Consider the following 21230-nt stretch of genomic DNA (forward strand, 5'->3'; position numbering starts at 1 on the left):
TTGCATGGCAACTACCAAATGGAACTAAAGAAGCCCCAATGTTAGGCAAATATTTATCGCCTGCTACTATAACTCTCCAACAAACTAACTCGACTTCAGTAAAAGAAAAATTAAGTGTTATCCAGCAAATAGGTCTAGAAAAGACAGAAGAGTCAGGGGGTTTCCAAATTAAAATTTATCCAAATCCAATTATTTCAACTGGTAGTATAATATTATCTTCCGGGCAGGCAGGAGTGGCGCGACTAAAACTTTATGACGTTCAAAACCGGTTTATATCGACAATATTTACGGGATTGTTGGAAAAAAATTCAAATAAAGCAATTATTTTCAACAGTAGCAGATTGCCGACTGGTACGTATTTCATTCACTACTCCTTTAATAATATCAATAAAACTACGAGGATTGTGATCGCTAGATAAAGGGGAACCTCTCCGCAAAACTGCAAAGAGGATCAGAACGTTTACAACTTGTTGCCTTAAATTGAAAAAGACGCGTCTTATTTGTTTTAAGACGCGTCTTTTTATAATACAAAAATATATTTTAGGCTGTGTATGCAGCATTTGTTACTTATAATGCTCTTCTAGTAGCGGTCGTTTAAATTTTTGAACCGATCATAAGCAAATTTTTAATTATATTATAATTGGTATTTTAAAAATTTATTCAAATATTTGTCCTCGTCATAGTATTTTTACTATGTCTTCAAACTAATCCCTATATTCTATCGTATACCCTAACGAAAGTTGCTATTATGGGGAATACTGCATAAGCAGTGTTGCATTATTCATTTTAAGGGGAAATTAGCTAGCCGTCCGTTTAAGCACCCTCTGGTTGTATAACCAGGAGCTATTGCAGTGCCCCTTATAATAATAAAAACTTATGTTGAAGAAAAGACAGGTAAGTCTATTTGCTATCGTTTTAATGATAATACTTGGAGCAAGCTCCTGCATCAACTCAAGGAAAGCGCTTTATTTTGCAGATCGAAAAGATGAAACGATCGCTGCAACTAATGCTGTTCCCCAATCAGTAATTATTAGTAATGACTTACTTAGTATAAGCGTTAGCAGTTTAAACCCTGAAGCTACCGCAGTTTACAATGCCCCAAACACTATAATAAGTGCTACATCCGGTAGTCAAAATACTGGCTCGAGTGTTCAAACCACCGGGTATCTGGTCAAAACTGACGGCAATATTCTTTTTCCCATAGTAGGAAGTGTAAAAGCTGCTGGTCTTACCACTGCTGAGTTAAGTGACCAGCTAATGAAAATTCTTGTTAGTAAAAAATTGCTTATAGATCCTATTGTCACAGTCCGATATTTAAACTTCAGAGTAACTGTACTTGGAGAGGTCGCACGGCCTGCTGTTATTAATGTGCCCAACGAAAAAATGTCCGTACTTGAAGCTTTAGGATTAGCAGGCGACATTACTATTTTTGGTAAGAAAGATAATGTTATGTTGATACGGGAAGAGAACGGGCAAAAGTTGGTAACGCAATTAAACTTGAATTCCAGGCTATTCTTCCAATCACCCTATTATTATTTAAAATCTAACGATGTCATATATGTAGAGCCAAATAAAGCCAGAATTGCAGGATCAACACGAACAACGCAATTTCTGCCTTTATTACTTAGCGGGCTTTCTTTTGCGGCAATAATAATTGACAGGTTAACAAGGTAAAATAATGCAGATGGAATTTACAAGAAAGTTTAATAAGGAACAATCTTCCAATTTATTAAGTCAGGCAATATTTAAATTTCTACCCTACTGGCCACTTTTTATAGGCTTAATAATCCTAGGGGCAGGTTCTGCCTGGGTTTATCTTCGCTTTACGACCCCTCTCTATGAAACTACGGCTACTCTACTAATTAAGGATGAGAAGAAGGGTGCAGTCGAGTCGAAAACGATTGAGTCTTTGGACCAATTATCTTCCAAAAAAATAATTGAAAATGAAATGGAAGTCATACAATCGGCTTCTTTAATACATGACGTTATCAATCAACTTCATCTTTACGCGCCCATTTATAAAAAGGCAGAGTTTAAAAAAATCTCGGCGTATTCTACTGCACCTGTACAAGTACAAATCGAAGCTCCGGACGATATCGAACCAATTGAAAACATACAATTCAAATTTAATAGACATGACTCTTCTGTTGTTATAGACGACAAAATTTATCCTGTTAACACCTGGATTTCAACCACTTTTGGTCGAATAAAATTTGAATTAAACGTTTCAGGTAAAAAGGAAGACGGTGGGGAGTACTCCTTTTCTCTAATAAAACCTAAAAGTGTTATTTCTTCTATTAAGCAAAGGTTAAAAGTAACGACGTCTAATAAAATGACGAGTATTTTGAATTTAAGCTTTATTGACGAAGAGCCAAAAAGAGGTGAAGCTATACTCAATGAATTATTACTGGTTTATAATAAAGCAAATGTTCAGGATAAAAATATTCTTGCTGATAACACTTTAAAGTTTATAGATGAGCGCCTAAAGAGCGTTGAGCAAGACTTAAAGGGTATCGAAGGCAAAATTCAGAACTATAAATCACAACAGAACGCGGTCGATATCGGTCCTCAGGGAAGATTGTTCCTAGAAAATGTAAGTAACAATGACCAAAAGCTAAGTGATATAAATATGCAGCTCGCTGTCCTTGGCCAGGTCGAACGTTATGTAAATTCAAGCAACAATGCTATCGGCGTTGTTCCTTCTACCCTTGGTGTTAGTGACCCTACCCTTTCCAAGTTGGTTGAAAAATTATATGCTTCTGAATTGGAGTATGAAACTCTTAAAAAAACTACGGGGGAGAATAGCCCGACATTGATAGCTGTTGTTGATAGAATTGAGAAAATAAAACCGAGTATTATTAATAATATTCAAAGCCAAAGAGGAAGTTTATTAGCAACGCGGGAAAACCTTTCTGCTACCAATGGTATGTATACATCAGTTCTTCGTGCTATTCCTGAAAAAGAAAGGGAATTAATCGAAATCAATAGGGAGCAGGGAATTAAAAATGGGATTTATTCCTTTCTCCTCCAAAAAAAGGAAGAGACGGCTCTATCTTATGCATCTACAGTCACTGATAGTCGGGTAATTGACAAAGCACAATCATCTGATAAACCAGTAAGCCCTAAGAAAAAAATAGTGTATCTATCCTCGGTAATGATAGCGCTGCTGCTAGGGATGGGTTTAATTTTAGGACGAGAGTCTTTAAGCAGGAAAGTGATGTTTAGGTATGAGATTGAAAATTTATCTGAGTTACCTATTATTGGTGAAATAGGAATAGAGGCTTCAAATGATCCGATAGTCATCTCGGAGGGTAAAAAAACTTTTGTTGCTGAACAATTCCGAAAATTAAGGATGAGTCTTAATTATATTGGCATTAATTCGAAGCACAAAAAAATTCTTGTAACGTCCTCAATTTCAGGGGAAGGAAAAAGCTTTATAGCCACTAACCTTGCCTTATCTCTTGCACTAACTAATAAAAAGGTAATTCTTCTTGATTTTGATTTGAATAATCCTTCGATCACCAGTAGTCTAAATGTTCACAATGAGAAAGGAATTACAGAATTTTTAATGGGAGAAAGCGACATACATGAGATAATACAACAGACTGAACATAATCCAAATCTCCATATTATTTCCACCGGTAATCTTCCTTCTAACCCTACCGAATTAATCATGAACGGTAAGGCAGAAGAATTAATAAGTTACCTTGACTCTTCCTTTGATTATATAATAATCGATACTGCACCTGTGATGCCGGTGACAGATGCATATGTGCTATCGCAGTTGTGCGACGCAACTTTGTATGTTGTGCGCCACAATTTCACTCCAAAAGTATTTGTTGAACGTTTAGACGCAAATAATAAAATAAATAGTCTTAACAATTTAGCAATAGTCTTCAATGGCGTTACTGCCAGAGGTATTGGAGGTTCGGGATATGGCTATGGATATGGTTATGGATACATTTATGATGACAGAAATAGCCGCAAAAAGCTTTCATACCCTGGTTCTTAAAATTTGCCCCCTTTCGACGAAAGCTGCCTCCTCCAACTCCTGTTAAACCAATAATCTCTTCAACCGATTATGTGTAAAGATCAGTACTAATGTAACTGACCGTGGCGAAGCCGTATTTTTAAATGTCCAGTCCTCATCCATATGATATCGGCTTTATCGGATTAAACATAGAATGCAAATAGGGTAAAAGTTGTAACTGAAGTAAGCAATGGATAAAAAATTATTAAGGTGGAATTTTGTATTTCAATATGGCTGGGTTATCACGAACGTAATAAATTCAATTCTTTTATTACCCTTATATGTAAAACATATCGATGCAAATACATTAGGAGTATGGTTGGCGACCTCCAGTATTCTTTACTGGATGACAATAATTGATCCTGGCATAGGAGAAGTTTTACAACAAAAAATTGCCGAATTACGTGGAAGAAAAGAACACAATGAAATAGGTAAGTTAATAGGTTCGGGACTTATTTCCTCTTTAGTTATATTGATAATAGCTATAATAGTTGGACTTGTCTGTTATTATAGTCTGAGCTTGATAATTAATAAAGATGTATCTCAATATCCAGGCTTATCTAAAGCTCTATTTTTTACCATTATTGCCACTGGAATGTCTTTGGTATCTTTTACTTTAACAGGTATTAATCAGGGACTTCATAATTCTGCACATGTAGCTATTTCTTCTTTGACAGCAAACTTTTTATTTCTTATAGTGAATGTCGTCTTCTTATTCCTTGGCTTTGGCGTTATGTCTATTGCAATTTCAAACTTAGTAAGGGCCCTCTACATCAATGCCTTCAATTTTATTTCTTTGAAACAGCTCTTACGTACGATCGGTATCCCTATTTTATACGAATCATCCCACTTTAAAAAATTCATCAAGATTTTTTCTTTTACCTCTACCTCAAAAATAATTACAGGCTTGTCTAGCAGTATTGATATGATTGTTCTGGCGCGGTATATTACGCCGGGGATGATTACAGTTTATGAGATTAATAAAAGGCCGATAAATCTTACCACAAGCTTGATTGGGAGACACTCTGTTGCACTTATGCCAATCATATCACACGCAAAAGGTATGGATGATAAAAACACAATTACCAACTTAATAAACAAACAGTTTAAATTCTATTTATACGCCGCCTTATTTGCCATTTTCATGTTTGCCATAAATTATTATAACCTAATAAATCTTTGGATTGGAGCAGGTAAGTTTATTGGCAACAATATTCTGGCTTGTCTCCTACTCTCTAATTTTTTCAACTTACTCAGCTACTTTATGTCCAACATGGGCTATGCATTGGGTGATATTAAAAAGAATAGCCAATTTCTCATTATAAGAAATGTAATTTTTGGCTTCTTCGTTTTTTTTGCAGCAAAATATTATGGGATAATGGGAACCATTTTAGCTTCCCTAGGCATGTCCTTATTTGCTGATCTGTCCTTTTTCACCTACCGTGTTTATAAACTCGGTTATCTTCAGATTTCTTTAATAAAAAATACACTAAGCTTCCTGGCTATCACGGTTCCACTCTGTTGTTTCGTTAGCATACTTTTAAACTTATACATTGAAAAATTGCTTACCGAAAAAATGTTTTTTGGTAAAATGCTAATAAGCTCGGCTTGCTTTACCTTTTTTTATATTCTATTAATTTTGCTTATCGATAGTAATTTAAGGAATGGCGTAAAACAGATTAAAAAGAAATTATTTTTGAAATTCAATCTAATTGCGGCGTGAAGGAAAAGGTGTCATTGAAATAGGTCCATCAATGCGTTTCTCCTGCTAGATACTATCATAATTGACCAAGTACTACCTATTCAGATAAAGCGGTGAACACACTATTCAAACCCCTGATGTAAGATTATGAAATTTATTGCAATGCTACGCGTGAAAGATGGCGCTCTTTTCGTCGAGGAATGGCTGTCATGCTTCGAGAAATTAGTAGATGAAATTGTTGTTTTGGATAATGGCTCTACCGACGGAACTTATGAAAAGCTTAGTGCCCATCCAAAGGTTGTAGAGATTATTAAAACAGAAGGATATAATGAAGGGCGCGACAAAAATCTGCTATACGAAAGACTTCGATTGAGAAAGCCTGATTGGTGTATTTGGGTGGACGTTGATGAAATATTCGAACCACAATTAACAAGGGCGCATTTTGACAAGTTGATGTCTAGTAAAACAATTACAAAGTATGCTTTTAGAAGATTTCATTTTATAGATAGAGAGCATTTTGCGGGTTCGTGGTTTCGCCTCAACTACTCCGCTGGCCATGACAGGATTATGTGGCGTGAGTCTCCTACTGGTTATTTTGAAAACCGTGTTTTAGACTCCCCTAATGTAAAAGGCATCAAGGGCATTAAATACAACACAAATTTTCGCCTGAAGCATCTGGGTTATATAAGTAAAGAGCTGGTTGATAAAAAGGCTGCAATTTACCGGGCAATTACCACCGACATAGAGCCTACTTTGCAGGAAATGTATATGAAAAATGAAAGGAAGATAAAATGGATTGATGAAAGGGACAGTTTGAAGGTAATACTTTTAAATTATCTGCTCTCCTGCATCCGGTTAGCATCAATTCCAACGAGAGCAATAAGAAAAATAAAGAAAGTCATCAGCAATAATAAAGAGAGCAGTTCCAAACATCAGACTGCAGGAGTAGCTTAAACTAAAGTGATAAGGTGAATTCTGTTATAAAAATTTTTAATTACCAGTTTTATCTAAAGGAATTAATAGTTCTTTTCTTTTGCTACTTTTTCATGGAGCCAATTTTTTCATGGCTGTTTACTCCGGTATCGACAATTGTTCAGTCACATCAAAAAATAGCCAGTTTTGTCATTTTTGGCTATATGCTTTTTTACCTTCCAAAATTGTCTCCAAGAGAACGGATCTATGTGGGAATAGTAACGGTACTTTTAATAAGACTGGTATTTGAATCGCTATTTGTTTTTGGAACGGTTTTTCAGCAACTAACAATGTTTTATATTCTGTTTCCGGTAGTATACACGGTCTTCATAAAATTTGTTTGCAGAAGCTTTGATCTTGATTTACTTGAATTTGTTGCTAAATTTTACCTCTTAACTTATATAGTCTTTATGGCTATTTATGGTAGAAATTTTTCTTTTAGTCTAGATCAAATAGAAATGGACGATTACGGTCCATTCTCCGGCGATGGGCGCACCATTCATGCAAGTTCTATACTCATGATGATCATACCATTTCTATGGTATCTTAATAGATTTATTACAACAAGAAAAATAGGCTCCCTATTAATTTTTATTCTCTGCTTTATTATTATCCTTATTCATCAGCATCGTTCTGTCTGGAGTAGTGCAATATTTTCTTTAATGATCTATTTTTTTCTTACGATGCGGTATAACAATAAAACTGCTCCGAGAATCTGGAATCTTCTTTTTGGGAGTATTATAATCGTTTTTTTTGTCTACATCTTCATCTCAAATATGTTTCCTGGAATAACCGACTTTTTTGCTGATCGCTTTAGCGAAATTTTTGATCCCGGAAAAGAAGAAAGTACAGGAAGATTTAGAGTTGAACAACGAGAAACCTACTTCAAGTTATTCTTGGAGAGACCGATTTTTGGATGGACGTTTGAAGGGTTTGAAATGGATAATCCTCTTGTTGATTGGTGGCCTAAATACTCGGGCCAGCACTTTCATGAGTCTTATATGGAAATGCTTTTTTATCAGGGAATTGTAGGCTTTTTCGTAAAATTCTCTTTTCTATTTTATCTTATCTACAAAGCCACCAGCAAAAAGCTTACTGAACAAACCATTATTATCCTTTCTTTTTGTCTTTCTGGCTTACTGTTCTCATTTAGTTATGTACTTCCTTTAATTTATTGGGGCCACGTTGGTCTGTGTTTGTATTATATAGAAAAGGATGAAGCCGGCGAAAATGAGGTAGATATGAATAATGATGAGAAGTTGCTGCCCCGTCAAAAGCGGGCGTTAAGAGAAATTTCCTATAACTAATAACCGTCGACTTGTTGACGCTTAATTGTGCTAAGTAATGAATTATATCTGTAGTTGGTTATGCGCAGATGAACCCGGTGAAGAAAGCGTTTTTTTTCAAACCGGGGAGTTGTCTTCTTCCCAAACCCATCAAAACATCTATTGGCGTTGTTTAATTGTTTTCTATGTAACTAGTAGGAGATTTAATAAAAATGAGAGACATGTACTTTTCACCAACGTGAAACAGTTGCCAAAAGTGGACGGTGAAAGAATAGGCTTTCTACTGGAAAAGTTAGGTGTGGAAGTTATATTTACTGATTTTAAGTATAAGACACCAAAGGGCTACTATGGAGCTTTTCAGAACCAATTCTACGAATTTTCAATACTTGAGTATATTTCAAACAACAACAACGGAAATGACGATTTGTATCTGGTACTAGACTCGGACTGCATTTTCATAAAACCTGCCGCTGACTTATTTCAGGAAGCCTCTAAAGAAGGGTTTATTTCTTTTGAAGATGAGGTAAAACCTGACTACATAATAAATGGCCTCAGTAGAAACAACTTAAAGGATTTATATCAGGAACTATTACAGAAAGAGATCCAGGAAATACCCTCCTACCATCTAGGCGAATTCATGTTAAGTAGCGTTGGAAACATTAAAAAATTCTTCTCCGACTTTAAAGATTTGTGGCCGCAACTACTGGAAAGAAATAAAGCGGGAAAACAAAAATTTAATGAAGAAGCTCATACCCTGAGTTACTTATATTATAAAAATGGATTTAGAGCACACCCTGGCAACACCTTTATGCGAAGAATTTGGACTAATCCTTTATTTTATAGAGAAGTAAGGAGTACAGATGTAGATTTAGCGATTTGGCATTTACCTGCCGAAAAAACTTTCGGAATTTATAAGTTGTACGAATATTTCATGTTTCACTCCAAAAACTTTGCGTTTGATATAGAAGATGATCAATTTAATGAGCTTGTTCAAAAAACCGTAGGGATTCCCCATCTTCCTTTAAAAATGAAAATTGAATATTATACCGTTAGCTATTATAAAGCCATAAAAAAAAGGCTTAAAAGACTAACCCTTGCACAACGGTTATTTGTATAAATTTCCCTTCCACTGATGAAAATTGCCGTTTTAATTACTGCTTACAATAGAAAGCAAAAAACGCTGGAATGTCTAAATAGTCTCGAGAAGCAACAGTTGCCCGCCGGCACTATATTAGAGATACATCTAACAGACGACGCCTCTTCTGACGGAACAGCAACTGCAGTGAAAGAGAACTTTCCCTATATAAAGATATATAGTGGCACGGGCAATCTCTTTTGGGCTGGTGGCATGAGGTATACCTGGAGCAAAGCGTTGGCAACAAAAGCGAATTTTTATCTCCTCTTAAATGACGACACAATATTATCGAATAATGCGATTCTTGTTTTGTTAACCCACATTCAACATTTTACAACCCCTACAATTTGTATAGGTAGCACCGTTGATGTGGGGACAGGAAAAACATCGTATGGAGGAAGCAGGCTCACGTCAAAAAGACGCTGGAAAAGTGAGATGTTAGAAGCCTCGCCCGAATTTAAACAATGTGATTTTGGTAACGCCAATATTATGCTTGTTCCAGCTGAAATAGTAGAGAAAATAGGTATATTATCAGATGTGTATACACATAGTTTGGCTGACTATGATTACACGTTAAAAGCAAAAAAAGCAGGTTTTAATGTGGTAGTTGCTCCGGGCTTTTTAGGAAGTTGCGTAGATGATCATGGAAATAACTGGAAATCTAAAAATACCAGTTTAAAGGAAAGAATTCAATATTTAAGAAGTCCCAAAGGTTTAGCGTACGACGAGTATTTGAAATTTATAAAAGATCATTTTCCTTTATCTTATCCTACTGCTTTTTTGAAGCTTTGGTTAAAAACTTTCTTTCCTTTTATATGGGACGTGTATAAAAAAAGAAGTGTATCCTAAAATCAGTCTCAGGGATAATGGGATGAGGATCGGTTGCCTTACTAAACAGACTCCTATTAACAGATTTAAACACTAAAAATCCTAGCGTAAATAATTATGATAGAAAATACAATTATAGCAGTCTTCTGTTATAAGCGTGCTGCCAAATTAAAAACGTCCATGGAGGCGCTTCTTAAGAATCCTGAATGCTCCGGTATGGACATTGTATTTTTTTGCGACGGACATAAAGGCGACAAGGATTTTCAGGGCGTGAAAGAAACAAGGGCTTATATCGACTCTCTCACTGGTTTCAAAAATATTTATAAACATTACCGCGAGAAAAACTTAAGTACTGGCCCCAATTTTAAGATGGGCATAACCTGGCTTTGCGAAAATTACGATCAGTTCATTGTTGTCGAAGACGATCTGGTTGTTACTTCCAATTACATAACTTATTTGCTGCAAGGTTTGCAGTTTTACAAACAAGAACAGTCGGTGTTTTGTGTTACGGGGTTCTGCTTTCCGATTAATGTAAAGAATTATGCTTATGATACTATTGTACATAAAAGGTTTTGCTCCTACGGTTGGGCATCCTGGTCAAACAGGGTTAAAAACGTAAAATGGGATAAAGACGAGCTTAAAAATATTATTAAAACTACTCCTGGTTTCAAAAACAGTCTAAATGAAGAAGGACGGGATTTGTACAGGATGGTTAAGAAACAAATAGACGGCACCATTTCAACGTGGGATATTCAAATGCAGGTACATGTGTCGCTTAACAGGTATAAAGTTATTTATCCTATCGTCTCAAAAGCGTATAATATAGGTTTCGATAATGAGTCTACAAATACTTTCGGGGTAGATTATTTAAAGACAACGCTGGATGATGGATCAAAAACTAATTTTAATTTTTGTCCTGTACATGTTGTTGAGCCGGCTTTACAAGACAAATTGAAACAACCATATTCCCTACCGGCTTTGGCCTACAGAAAGGTTGTTAATACGATTATTAAATACACGTCCAAAATTAGGAGACCAGCCCTCACGCTACTTTGGTTATGAAAATTTTAGTAGTGCATTGCGCGTATAAATACAAAGGAGGCGAGGACACAGTCGTAGAAGAGGAAATAAAGCTCTTACTTTCTCAAGGGCATGAGGTCGAGTTGTTACTGTTTAATAATTCAGGAAACGAGCTATTGAAAGTGTTGCAACTTCCGTTCAATATAACTTCCTATAAAAGAACAAAGGAAGTTTTAAAACGGTTCCGGCCTGATGTTGTTCATATACATAATCTTCATTTTGCGGCATCTCCCTCTGTGTTTTATGCCATTAAAAGCAGTAATATACCTTTTGTAAATACCCTCCATAATTACAGGTTGCTTTGTCCTTCAGGAACTTTGTTTGATAACGGTCAACTTTTCCTGGACTCTTTAAAACAACCCTTCCCATGGAATGCAATAAGAAAGGGAGTTTACAAAAATTCAAAAATGCTCACGCTTTGGTTAGCAATTTCTATTAAACTTCATCAATCGATTGGCACATGGAACTTGTGTAACAAGTACATTGTGTTAACCAATTACGCCAAGCAGTTGTTGCTTAATTCAAAGTTTAAATTAAATAAAGACCAGATTGTCGTAAAGCCAAATTTTTCGACCACACCAGCTTCAAAAAATTCTCTTAGAAACAACTATTTTCTATTTGTTGGAAGGCTTACAATAGAGAAGGGAGTTCGAATACTATTGCATACATTTTCTCAGTTAGACTATGAAATAAGAATTGCCGGAGATGGCCCGTTAAAAGATGAGGTAATTAATTTTTCTAAAAGATTTCCGAACATAAAGTTTCTGGGCATTTTAGAAAAGCAGGAGGTGCTCAACGAATTACAATCTTGTACAGCACTCACCTTTCCTTCTATTTGGCTTGAAGGCATGCCTCTTATAATCATTGAAGCGTTTTCATCCGGAACTCCCGTTATCGCATCCAAGATGGGTGCAATGGAAGATATGATTACAAGCGGAATAAACGGATTTCACTTCAAGCCGGGAGATCAGGAAGACCTTAAATCTAAAGTGATTGATTGGTTTCAGTCCAGCGAACATGTGAAGTCAGGCTTTCGACGCAATGCTCAAAAAACGTATAATGACTATTTTCTCCCTAAAAATAATGCAGATCAATTGTTAGGTATTTACAAAAGCGTAATGAACCACTCCAATTAGTGTTCAATTTGCTGAGCTTTCTGTAATGATTAGAAATTCTATTTGACTATTTCTTAATCTTATTTTCCCAAGTTTTAAGAATTCTTCAAAGCTTAACACTGGGGAATAGGATGAAGACTCCTTCCTTTCCTATTGAATAAATAAAACTTCGAATCGACGTTTTACGTTAATTAAAAACCTCCAATAAACGCAGCATTTGAAAATTCGACAATAAGCAACGTGCTTTTTTAAATGGTCAGAAGTTTTACTATTAAAAATTGCTCTGCAGTGTTAAAGTTTATATATCCAATCCTTTTAGGTAAACCAAATGTAAAAATTTTAAAAGCAGCTCTTTACAATTTATGACTACAATTCCACTACTAAGCATAAACGTACATACGGGTAGATCTGCTGAATTTGTCGAGTCTATAATATCGATGGCTGAACGCAGAAAAAGTACATACGTCTGTGTTGCAAATGCACACATGGTGGTTGAAGCACACAATGACCCTGCTTTTGCAGATGTTGTGAAAAATGCTGATATTATTACTCCTGATGGAGTTCCACTGGTTTGGGCGTTAAGATTGTTATATAGGCTGAAACAGGAGCGCATAGCCGGAATGGATTTACTTCCAGCTCTTTTACGTCAAGCTTCAATACTTAAACTGCCTGTTTTTTTCTACGGCGGTACAGAGCAAATGATGGAGAAAACTACCACGTATTTAAAGAAACAATTATCTCCACTTAATATTGTAGGCACCTACAATCCTCCATTTAGAAGCCTTTCTTACCATGAAGAGAATGAAGTTGTAAGACTTATTAATGATTCCGGCGCATCGTTAGTTTTCGTTGTATTAGGATGTCCCAAACAAGAGCGGTGGATGGCTTCCATGAAGCACCGGGTAAATTCAGTCATGATAGGAATTGGAGGAGCATTACCTGTGTTGATAAAAATGCAAAAAAGGGCGCCAGTTTGGATGCAAAACATAGGGCTTGAATGGTTATTTAGGCTCGGGCAAGAGCCAAAGAGGTTGTTTAAAAGATATGCAGTCACTAACTCTGTTTTTATTTATTTGGTTCTAAAAGGTCTTTATGACAAAGGTATGGCCAGGTCTAGAAGCCTGCTAAAGCTTACGCAATAAAGAGAAGTAACGATGCTTTGCTCCAACAGAAGGCATAAAGCTCGGATCTTTTTCTATTAGTTAATATCTTGATCTGCCAAGAGAAGAACCTTTCTCTCTACATACTACTAATAATCCTTTCTCATGTGAGATTTCTTTAAATTTTAAACAAAATAAAGCTGTAACAATATGATACTCCTAAAATTCTTTTTTATCATTTTTATCATTGGCGTCTTTTTTTTCTCTGTTTTTCTTTTAAAAGCGCTGTTTTCAAAACTTTGGGATGATGAGTATTAACGGACCAACCCGTCTTATTATTAAACCTTTACACTACCAATAAAGCCACTATGGTAGCAGCGGTTTTTGTCAAGTCGCTATTTCAATAAGGTGATTAGACTTTTCAATGCTGCTTATTGTTAAGCCCTAGAAGTAAGTTCTAGCTGAAACTACTTTTATTTTCGATTGAATTAATAGCTTTAACTAAAAGCAGCAATTGTAAATGAAATACAGTAAAACAAAGAGAGGTTACCCTGAAAGGTGACCTTTCTTTGTTTTTAGATTTTTGGGACTTTGGCAAATACGATTGCAATATAATTTAGTCTGTTACTTTTTAAAACATCCACTTTTAATAAAGCTACATAACCGGGGTAAGAGTTAGAAAGTTACATTAGATAGAATGCAAAATCTGCTAATAATGAATTCACCAAATAAAAAATCAACAAGCAAGGCTTTTTCCGAAGTCACTATCCGCCAAAATCCGGATCAGACTTTTAGTTCCACTAATGTTCAAAAAGCTATTGGAACCTACTTAAAACTTATCCAGCATTTTAAAGTATGGAGTGGAACAAGATTATTCTTACAATTGCTACTGCGCCGAGTTGATCGACTTGTTATCCCCAATATTCGTTATCCTATTTCTTTACGAAAAGGTACTTCTGACCAACAAGCTTTCTACCAGGTGTTTTTGTATAAAGAGTATGAAATTCTTTTTCCTGAAAATCCTAAAGTAATTATTGATGGCGGAGCAAACGTTGGATTATTTACTATCCTAATGAAAAATCGATTTCCCACAGCTAAATTCGTTTGTATAGAGCCTGATGTTGAGAACTTTCAGCAGCTTCAGAAGAATGTAAAAGCCTATGAGGACGTTTATTGCGAGAACTGCGGCTTATGGCCCATGGTAACAAATCTTAAAGTATGGGACAAATTTAATATAGGCAAGTGGGCAATGGTTGTTGAGGAGAATATGGATGACTGGAATGTAAAAGCTATATCGATCGATTACCTGATGAAAAAATACGGTATTGAAGTCATTGACGTGCTAAAACTTGATATCGAAGCAAGTGAAAAGGAGCTCTTTACCACCAATTATCATAACTGGTTGGCTAAAACAAAAATGATTATTATTGAGCTTCATGATACTATGAAAGAGGGATGTGCAAGACAATTTTTCGAAACAATTAATAAAGTCTACTCTAGCTATGAGCTATCAATAAAAGGTGAAAATATAATTTTAGTAAACAAGAACTTTACTCAAACTAAACAAGCTTTTGAACGATTAAGTTCAGTCTCTTAGATCTCCACATTATTGTTGCTATAAAACACGTCTTGTTTAAACTTTTTTAACCATTTCCTAATTTTAGCATTACTATTTTTCTTCTGTATAAAAGGAGAACTGTAGATTGTAGCTAGCGGAAAAGTACTGAACGGACAGTCTTGCAAAAGACCCTACTGCTGTTGCAGTTGGGTCTTTTTACAAAAAATAGTTTTGTTTTCTATAGATGATAAGCAAGCTAATCAGATCTTGTAAAGATTAACTTTAGTCAACTAAAGGACATCTGTGAAGGGCCATTAAATCTTTAGCCCGGCTATCAACAAATTCTCTCACTATTGTCTTGCGACATTTGCGTCAACAGATCTTCAAGGTTTTTCAAAGTCAAAGTAAACCCTTGTTTAAAGCCATCTAGCAACTTTTCCATGCGCTCAAAAGATTCATTATAAATAGTAATACTCACTTTTGTAACGCCGTCTTGTTCACTGAAATTCAACTCCCAATCCGAGCCCGGTAATTCAGGGTTTTCATCTTTGTCTGCAAAAGCATTAGTCATTTTAAAATTGATTTTTGGACTAATGGATGTATACTTTTGAAGGGACCAGCGTTCCTGTCCTTCCGGGCTTACCATAGCATAAAATCTTCTTCCGCCAACTTCAAAATTCATAACTTTTGTTTTTGAAACATATGGTTTGGGTGCCCACCATTGGTCAAGAATTTCTTGTTTGGTAAAAGCATCCCATACCAGCGAAAGCTCAGCATCAAATTCTCTTTTTACGAATACTGTTTTTGCTGATTTGTCAACGGTAAAATCGAATAGCAGAGTGTTTGTCATTTTTTTTGTTTTTTAATTGTTGATAAAACTGTGTCAAGCTGATTGAAGCGCGCTTCCCAGATTTTTCTGAATTGATCAAGCCATTTGTCGATCTCTTTCATTTTTTCAAGTTGTAGAGAATAGTAAATTTCCCTGCCTTGTTGTTCCTGTTTTACCAGTTGGCATTCTGTAAGTATGCGAAGATGTTTAGAAACAGATTGCCTCGTCGTGTTAAAGTTCTCAGCAATGGCGTTTGGTGTCATTGCCTGCAGCGCGATTAAGGTAATAATAGCCCGTCTTGTGGGGTCGGCTATTGCCTGGAAAATGTCTCGTCTCATTGCTTAAATTTTTATTCGGGAAACCGACTGGTTGCAAATATAGACGCAACCATTCGGTTTCCCAATTTTTTTTTAAATTTTATTGCACGAAAGTTTATAAAAGTAGCTCGAGAATTCGTCTTGCAACTTTAGCTACTTAAACTTCTGGGAGACCCGGGAGTAATAGAAGTTGAACGTAGGGCTACGTTTGAGTCGCAAAGCAAGAATTTATACCTGAACATGGACTTAGAAAAGAATAAAGCGGAGATTAGTAATGTAAGGCGCGTAAATATTTAAGGCTACAGTTTTGACCCTTTTATTAGCACGACAGATCTTATAGATTGCTCTTTCAAATGCAAAAATCTTTTTCGCTCTTCGTCTTGCATAAAATTATTTAAGTCCTGCTCCGCTTCAAATTCTACGAGATGTATTTCATATGGCTTTTCCATTTTGCTCTGGATGTAAGCATCAGCACTGGGCCTAACTCTAAACAGAAGCTCGCCATTATATCTGGAAATTAGTGGGATGGCAAAGGCTTCAAATTGGTCGAAAGTATCTTCCTGCCCTTCGAGAATGTAAATAAGTTGAGTGATAAAAATCATAGGCTTAATTAATGAAGTGGGTCTATTAGTTGCTTTACATTAAGGCACTTGGCCTGGGACGTGCCCATGCTCGGTATACCAGTACCCCTACAATTCCTGTAAATAAAACAAATAGGAACCACGCGATATTGAAAATCCTGTTTTTGAAAAGCGCTTGTGATATTTCAAGTAATGTTTTAAGCCAAACAATTACTAATGCTATTATTAGTAAAAATACAATCCATTCTTTCCAGTCAACCGGAAGTCCAATTAATAAGACTTGATTCATTGTTATTTTATTAAAACTAAATGTAAGGAATCTTCTCTGCTAGTGACCCCGAATCCCAATACATGCCTGTTTGAAGATATTGCGTTCAGCTCTATATTTCTTTTGACTTTAAAGTTGCTGCAGTAATAGTCATAAGATTAATTTCATTATGCTTCATTTAGGAATTTATTTATTAGTGACACGGTCGCTGCAATTAACATACTGTCCTGCGGTGTTGTTAACTCACCGATGTAGTCCCCGTGTCCGCCAGGAATAATGGCAAGCCGTGAGTTAGGGAGTAGGCGGTGCATTTCTACAGCATGTTCAGCAGTGGTTACATCCTTGTCGCCTATTACAATGAATGCCGGAGCTTTGATTGATTTTATTTGCTCTTCTGAAATATCGGTAAAGGACTGCATCCTTGCTATGTCTCTTTCATACATTCGATAAAGCGCCTTTTCATCAGGATTGATTTTTAAAAAAGCTTCTTTGTATGGTTGCGGCATTCCCTCGAATGTTGCTCCTGACATCATCTCCCAAAACCAACCAGGAGCACCTGCCTTTTTATAAAAAGTAGAAGCTACAATGATTTTGTTTGTCATCTCAGGATGCCGGATGGCAAATTGAAGTGTAGTGCTAGCGCCGTTGCTGAAACCGAAGATGTCAACTTTAGCAATATTTATATGTTTTAAAAGGGCTGCAATATCATCTGCATCTTGCGCAAAACTCAAAGGTCTATCGATGTCTGCAGTGTGTCCATGTGCCTGCATCTCAACTGCAATAATTTTTCGGGCTTTAGCAAAGTCATGTAATACGCGACCAAAAGTTGTTTGAATGGTAGATCCACCGCCATGAATTAAAACAAGTGGTGAGCCTGCACCGTGGATCTCGTAATACATCTTTAGTCCGTTCACAGTAGCGTAGTTGCTTGTGCTATAAGGCGTCGAATTATTGTCCATGTTTTAGTGTTTTTGAAAGAAAGCTCCTTCAACCCAGGTTGTTGCAGCTCGACTTTCAGTTAGTGCGATATCCTTCTTGACAATAGCATAACATAAAGAAGTTTCAAGTAGTTCCTTCTGACAAAAAGGAGCGTCGCAACGACTGCTGATAAAAGAACAAATGCTGGTGATAAAAATAATCGCATTACAGCATGTCTGTCGCACAAAGAGTTGGCGGGCTTTTCATCAATTGAATTCTTCTTTCAACCTTTTACGATTGCTTTTTGTAAAAGCACTAAAAGTGATTACAATGCAAAAGCAATATAATTGCCACCCAACTTCTGGTCCCTTCCCCCGCCCGCTGCTATAACAACAAACTGTTTCCCATCTACTTCGTAAGTAATTGGTGTTGCGAAACCTCCGGCTGGAAGTTGGTATTCCCAAACCATAGAACCTGTTTTTTTGTCAAATGCACGTATTTTTTCGTCTTTCGTTCCAGCAATGAAAACAAGTCCGCCGGCAGTTACCAACGGCCCGCCATAGGACACGGTTCCGGTTGTAGGAACACCTTTTTTTGCCAGTTCCGGATACTCTCCGAAAGGAATTTTCCATAGATATTCTCCCGTATTCAGGTCAATTGCATTCAAAGTTCCCCATGGTGGTTTGATACCAGGATAACCGTTTTGATCCGTAAATCTCTTCCAGGGATCGCTTACATAAGGCGGCTTATAAGGGAAACGGTTTTTTGAAACGTTTGTCTTTGCCTCAGTTCGCAATTCTTTCATATTGACCGTTGCCTTTCCATTTTCCTTGTTGGTAATAAAGCTTACAATGAGATTTCGGTCTTTTTCAGAAAGGTGCCGAAAAGAAGGCATTCTACCACTACCGGTTTTCAAAAGGTTTCTAATGTCAGTGACTGTCCGTTTTTTATCGATGTTGATTAAACTTGGAAGCTCCGGTCCACTGCCTTTTCTGTCTTGACCATGGCAAGAGCTACAATTGGTGAGGTAAAGAGCATTACCCGGAGTAACAGGGCCGTTTTGTTTGCCTGTTGCTGCAGTTTCCCTGTCAGACATTTTCAATTCCCAAGGTTCTTCGTTTGAATTTTGGTAAAGAATTCCGTCAGGATCTACAGCATTACCTCCCCACTCAGCTCCACCGCTGTAACCAAATAGAAGTGTTCCCGTGGTATTTGGGGGCGTCCATTTATTTGGTGTTTTTAACTTCAAGTATTGGGCTTTAACGTAAGCATGCGTCTCAGGTGAAAGATCGGAGATGTCAGCTTCAGTGTAAGTTTGTCGTGCAAAGGGAGCAGGCTTGAGAGGGAATTTTTGGGTCGGAAAAGGATGCTCTCCCGGCAGACCCTTCGTTGGAACCGGACGCTCTTCTACCGGGAACAACGACGTTCCTTTCTCCCTGTCAAGCACGTATACCAATCCATCTTTAGTGGCCTGGACCACCACGTCTACTTTTTTTCCATTCTGTTTTATAGTGCCGAGATTTGGAGGACAAGGGTGATCTCTATCCCAAAGATCATGGTGGATCGTTTGATAGTACCATTTTAATTTACCCGTTTCCGCTTCAAGCGCCACGATGCAATTTGCAAACAAATTTGAGCCGGCACGATCACCGCCGTAAAAATCTGATGAAGGCGAGCCGGTACCAAAAAACACCAGTCCCCGTCTTTCATCCAGCGTCATTCCACTCCAACTATTTGTTCCGCCAATAGTTTTATAGGCATCTTTGGGCCAGGTATTGTAGCCAAATTCTCCCGGTTGAGGTATTGTATGAAAAACCCATTTCAATTTTCCTGTAACTATGTCGAAGGCCCGAATGTGACCCGGTGCAGCGTCTCCGCCTTCTGACACAGCTGATCCTATCACCAAAGTATTTTTATAGATTGCTCCCGGGCTTGTAGCATTGACTGATAATTTTGAAACATCATGATCCAGGTTCGTTTGAAGTCCTTCGTGAAGATCTACCCGGCCATCCTTACCAAAGCTTGTTACCAATTCTCCGGTTTTCGCATTCACGGCATACAGACCAGAGCTGATTGAATACAAGATCCTTTTATCCTCTCCGTCTTGCCAATACATTACGCCCCGATTTTGGTTTGGCCTGTCACCTTTAGATGCTACAAACTTCCAGAGTTGCTGTCCGGTAGCAGCGTTCAACGCAAAAAGATTCAGATCAGGGGTTGTGCCATATAAGACGCCATCAACTACAATAGGCTGGCACTGGATTGACCCCTTTTTAGTCACGGCTGCATCATACATCCACGCCACTTTCAAGTCCTTTACATTTTTAAGATTAATCTGATCTAGAGGCGAATAACGGTTGCCTTCCTTATTTCCTCCATAGTAGGGCCAATCTTTTCCGGCCTGTAAGGGCTTTTCAATTTTATCCCAACCGTATATTACTGAAGCGGTAATAATGATTACGCCAAGTGTTAAAAGCTTTCGTGTGTTCATATTCTAACTATCAATTCCTGCTTTAAATGTTTCCGGTAGTATTTAGTGGAAAGTATAAAATTCGTAGGTAATGTTCCATTTGAATTCCTGTCCTGGTCCGGCTTGAATGTGGATATATGGCTCGGGGCAAGCTGTATTTGGATTAGCCCAAAATACCAATTTCGATAAAGGTTGATCACACCTGAACCTAACACCCGCTCCTGACTTCACATTCTCAATTCGAAAATCATAATCCTTCGCATCGTTTGTATAGCCATTAACAGAACCGATGAACATGTCTTCCTTATCTTTTAGCTCCCGTAAGAAATTAATTTCCTTACCCTTGAATTCTGCTATCGTGCCCAGTCCCCTTCCTGTGCCGCTTATTTCAAAAGGAAACTTTATCCTGATGTTTGGCCCTGTCAATTCTTTATCAATCAGAAAAAAGTTGTGATCATAGGCATTTGTTTCCAGAGTCTTGGTGCCGATGTTTTTCAAACTATGTTCTAAAATCAATTGTGGTTTGCCTTTCACAAGACGAACAGTTTTGGTGTAGATATATCCGTATCCCGATTCATCTTTCAACTCCTGCATAAACTCTATAGCATCCTTCCTGGTTTTAACTTTCCATGTTCCGGCATTTTCTATATCATAAAGGGCAAAGGCTGAATAGGGCTTTTCGTTTGTTTTACTTAGTGCCCCTACTCCTATCTTTAGAAACTTCTCTCCTACTTTGGCATCGTCATATCCTATAGGTTCAAACTCTTCTACCGGCCCTTTGATCGCATCATGCGTTTTGGGATTATAGTTTTTGAACCATTGTCCAAAGTAGCTATGTCCGTCAAACTCCAGGCTTTCAATTACTCCTGACCAATCAAAACGGGTAGCCTGGTAGTAGCCCTTTTCTTTGTCTGGTAGCAATAGTGTAGCCTTTACAACATTGTTCGAAATGCTGGCTGAAGGGAAATCTTCGTTAGGCGAAGCATAGGTGTTCCAGGCTAGCAGAACTAAACTTAAAAGCAAGAGCTTTTTCATATGTAA

Annotated in this window: 19 protein-coding genes; 12 read left to right on the plus strand and 7 right to left on the minus strand. The window is 37.2% G+C overall.

Features of this window, described 5'->3' with window-relative positions:
- The 12 genes from SAE01_RS21390 to SAE01_RS21445 all read left to right on the plus strand — a co-directional run.
- The coding region (locus SAE01_RS21390; protein ID WP_147205856.1) for a T9SS type A sorting domain-containing protein at positions 1-419 on the plus strand (419 nt) is incomplete at its 5' end.
- Between the two features lie 457 nt (positions 420-876).
- Positions 877-1674, plus strand: a complete 798-nt coding sequence (locus SAE01_RS21395) for a polysaccharide biosynthesis/export family protein (RefSeq protein WP_147205857.1) — start codon at positions 877-879, stop codon at positions 1672-1674.
- A 10-nt stretch (positions 1675-1684) separates the two neighbouring features.
- Positions 1685-4012, plus strand: a complete 2328-nt coding sequence (locus SAE01_RS21400; protein WP_170234231.1) for a GumC family protein — start codon at positions 1685-1687, stop codon at positions 4010-4012.
- A gap of 208 nt (positions 4013-4220) precedes the next feature.
- The gene (locus SAE01_RS21405; protein WP_147205859.1) at positions 4221-5753 is read left to right on the plus strand and encodes a lipopolysaccharide biosynthesis protein; all 1533 of its coding nucleotides are present in this window, start codon (positions 4221-4223) and stop codon (positions 5751-5753) included.
- 126 nt (positions 5754-5879) lie between these two features.
- Positions 5880-6686 carry a glycosyltransferase family 2 protein gene (locus SAE01_RS21410; protein ID WP_147205860.1) on the plus strand — a complete coding sequence of 269 codons (807 nt, stop codon included), beginning with the start codon at positions 5880-5882 and terminating at the stop codon, positions 6684-6686.
- A 92-nt stretch (positions 6687-6778) separates the two neighbouring features.
- The gene (locus SAE01_RS21415; RefSeq protein ID WP_147205861.1) at positions 6779-8011 is read left to right on the plus strand and encodes an O-antigen ligase family protein; all 1233 of its coding nucleotides are present in this window, start codon (positions 6779-6781) and stop codon (positions 8009-8011) included.
- Between the two features lie 37 nt (positions 8012-8048).
- Entirely contained in the window at positions 8049-9107 is a 1059-nt protein-coding gene (locus SAE01_RS21420; protein ID WP_147205862.1) for a hypothetical protein, read from the plus strand.
- Between the two features lie 15 nt (positions 9108-9122).
- Positions 9123-9974 (plus strand): glycosyltransferase family 2 protein, encoded by an 852-nt coding sequence (locus SAE01_RS21425; RefSeq protein ID WP_147205863.1) that lies wholly within the window; start codon positions 9123-9125, stop codon positions 9972-9974.
- A 96-nt stretch (positions 9975-10070) separates the two neighbouring features.
- A complete protein-coding gene (locus SAE01_RS21430; protein ID WP_147205864.1) occupies positions 10071-11015 on the plus strand; it encodes a glycosyltransferase family protein in 945 nt (314 codons plus the stop codon).
- A complete protein-coding gene (locus SAE01_RS21435; RefSeq protein ID WP_147205865.1) occupies positions 11012-12169 on the plus strand; it encodes a glycosyltransferase family 4 protein in 1158 nt (385 codons plus the stop codon). The genes SAE01_RS21430 and SAE01_RS21435 overlap by 4 nt, the downstream gene beginning before the upstream one ends.
- A gap of 341 nt (positions 12170-12510) precedes the next feature.
- Positions 12511-13290, plus strand: coding sequence for a WecB/TagA/CpsF family glycosyltransferase (locus tag SAE01_RS21440; protein ID WP_147205866.1), 780 nt, complete (start codon positions 12511-12513; stop codon positions 13288-13290).
- A gap of 673 nt (positions 13291-13963) precedes the next feature.
- Positions 13964-14845 carry an FkbM family methyltransferase gene (locus SAE01_RS21445; RefSeq protein WP_170234232.1) on the plus strand — a complete coding sequence of 294 codons (882 nt, stop codon included), beginning with the start codon at positions 13964-13966 and terminating at the stop codon, positions 14843-14845.
- A 295-nt stretch (positions 14846-15140) separates the two neighbouring features.
- Here SAE01_RS21445 and SAE01_RS21450 read toward each other — a convergent pair whose 3' ends face one another.
- The 7 genes from SAE01_RS21450 to SAE01_RS21480 all read right to left on the minus strand — a co-directional run bounded on the left by SAE01_RS21450 (position 15141) and on the right by SAE01_RS21480 (position 21224).
- A complete protein-coding gene (locus SAE01_RS21450; RefSeq protein WP_147205868.1) occupies positions 15141-15656 on the minus strand; it encodes an SRPBCC family protein in 516 nt (171 codons plus the stop codon).
- A complete protein-coding gene (locus SAE01_RS21455; protein ID WP_147205869.1) occupies positions 15653-15973 on the minus strand; it encodes an ArsR/SmtB family transcription factor in 321 nt (106 codons plus the stop codon). Before SAE01_RS21455 ends, SAE01_RS21450 begins: the two co-directional genes overlap by 4 nt.
- Before the next feature lie 278 nt (positions 15974-16251).
- On the minus strand, positions 16252-16554 hold the full coding sequence (locus tag SAE01_RS21460) for a DUF1330 domain-containing protein (protein ID WP_147205870.1): 303 nt from the start codon (positions 16552-16554) through the stop codon (positions 16252-16254).
- Between the two features lie 34 nt (positions 16555-16588).
- The gene (locus SAE01_RS21465; RefSeq protein WP_147205871.1) at positions 16589-16822 is read right to left on the minus strand and encodes a hypothetical protein; all 234 of its coding nucleotides are present in this window, start codon (positions 16820-16822) and stop codon (positions 16589-16591) included.
- A 146-nt stretch (positions 16823-16968) separates the two neighbouring features.
- Positions 16969-17760: an alpha/beta fold hydrolase gene (locus SAE01_RS21470; protein ID WP_147205872.1), complete on the minus strand. Its 792-nt coding sequence runs from the start codon at positions 17758-17760 to the stop codon at positions 16969-16971.
- 284 nt (positions 17761-18044) lie between these two features.
- Positions 18045-20210 carry an outer membrane protein assembly factor BamB family protein gene (locus SAE01_RS21475; protein WP_147205873.1) on the minus strand — a complete coding sequence of 722 codons (2166 nt, stop codon included), beginning with the start codon at positions 20208-20210 and terminating at the stop codon, positions 18045-18047.
- Between the two features lie 42 nt (positions 20211-20252).
- A complete protein-coding gene (locus SAE01_RS21480; protein WP_147205874.1) occupies positions 20253-21224 on the minus strand; it encodes a hypothetical protein in 972 nt (323 codons plus the stop codon).
- Between the last annotated feature and the right edge of the window lie 6 nt (positions 21225-21230).

It is taken from the genome of Segetibacter aerophilus, from assembly GCF_007991655.1.
Taxonomy (GTDB): domain Bacteria; phylum Bacteroidota; class Bacteroidia; order Chitinophagales; family Chitinophagaceae; genus Segetibacter; species Segetibacter aerophilus.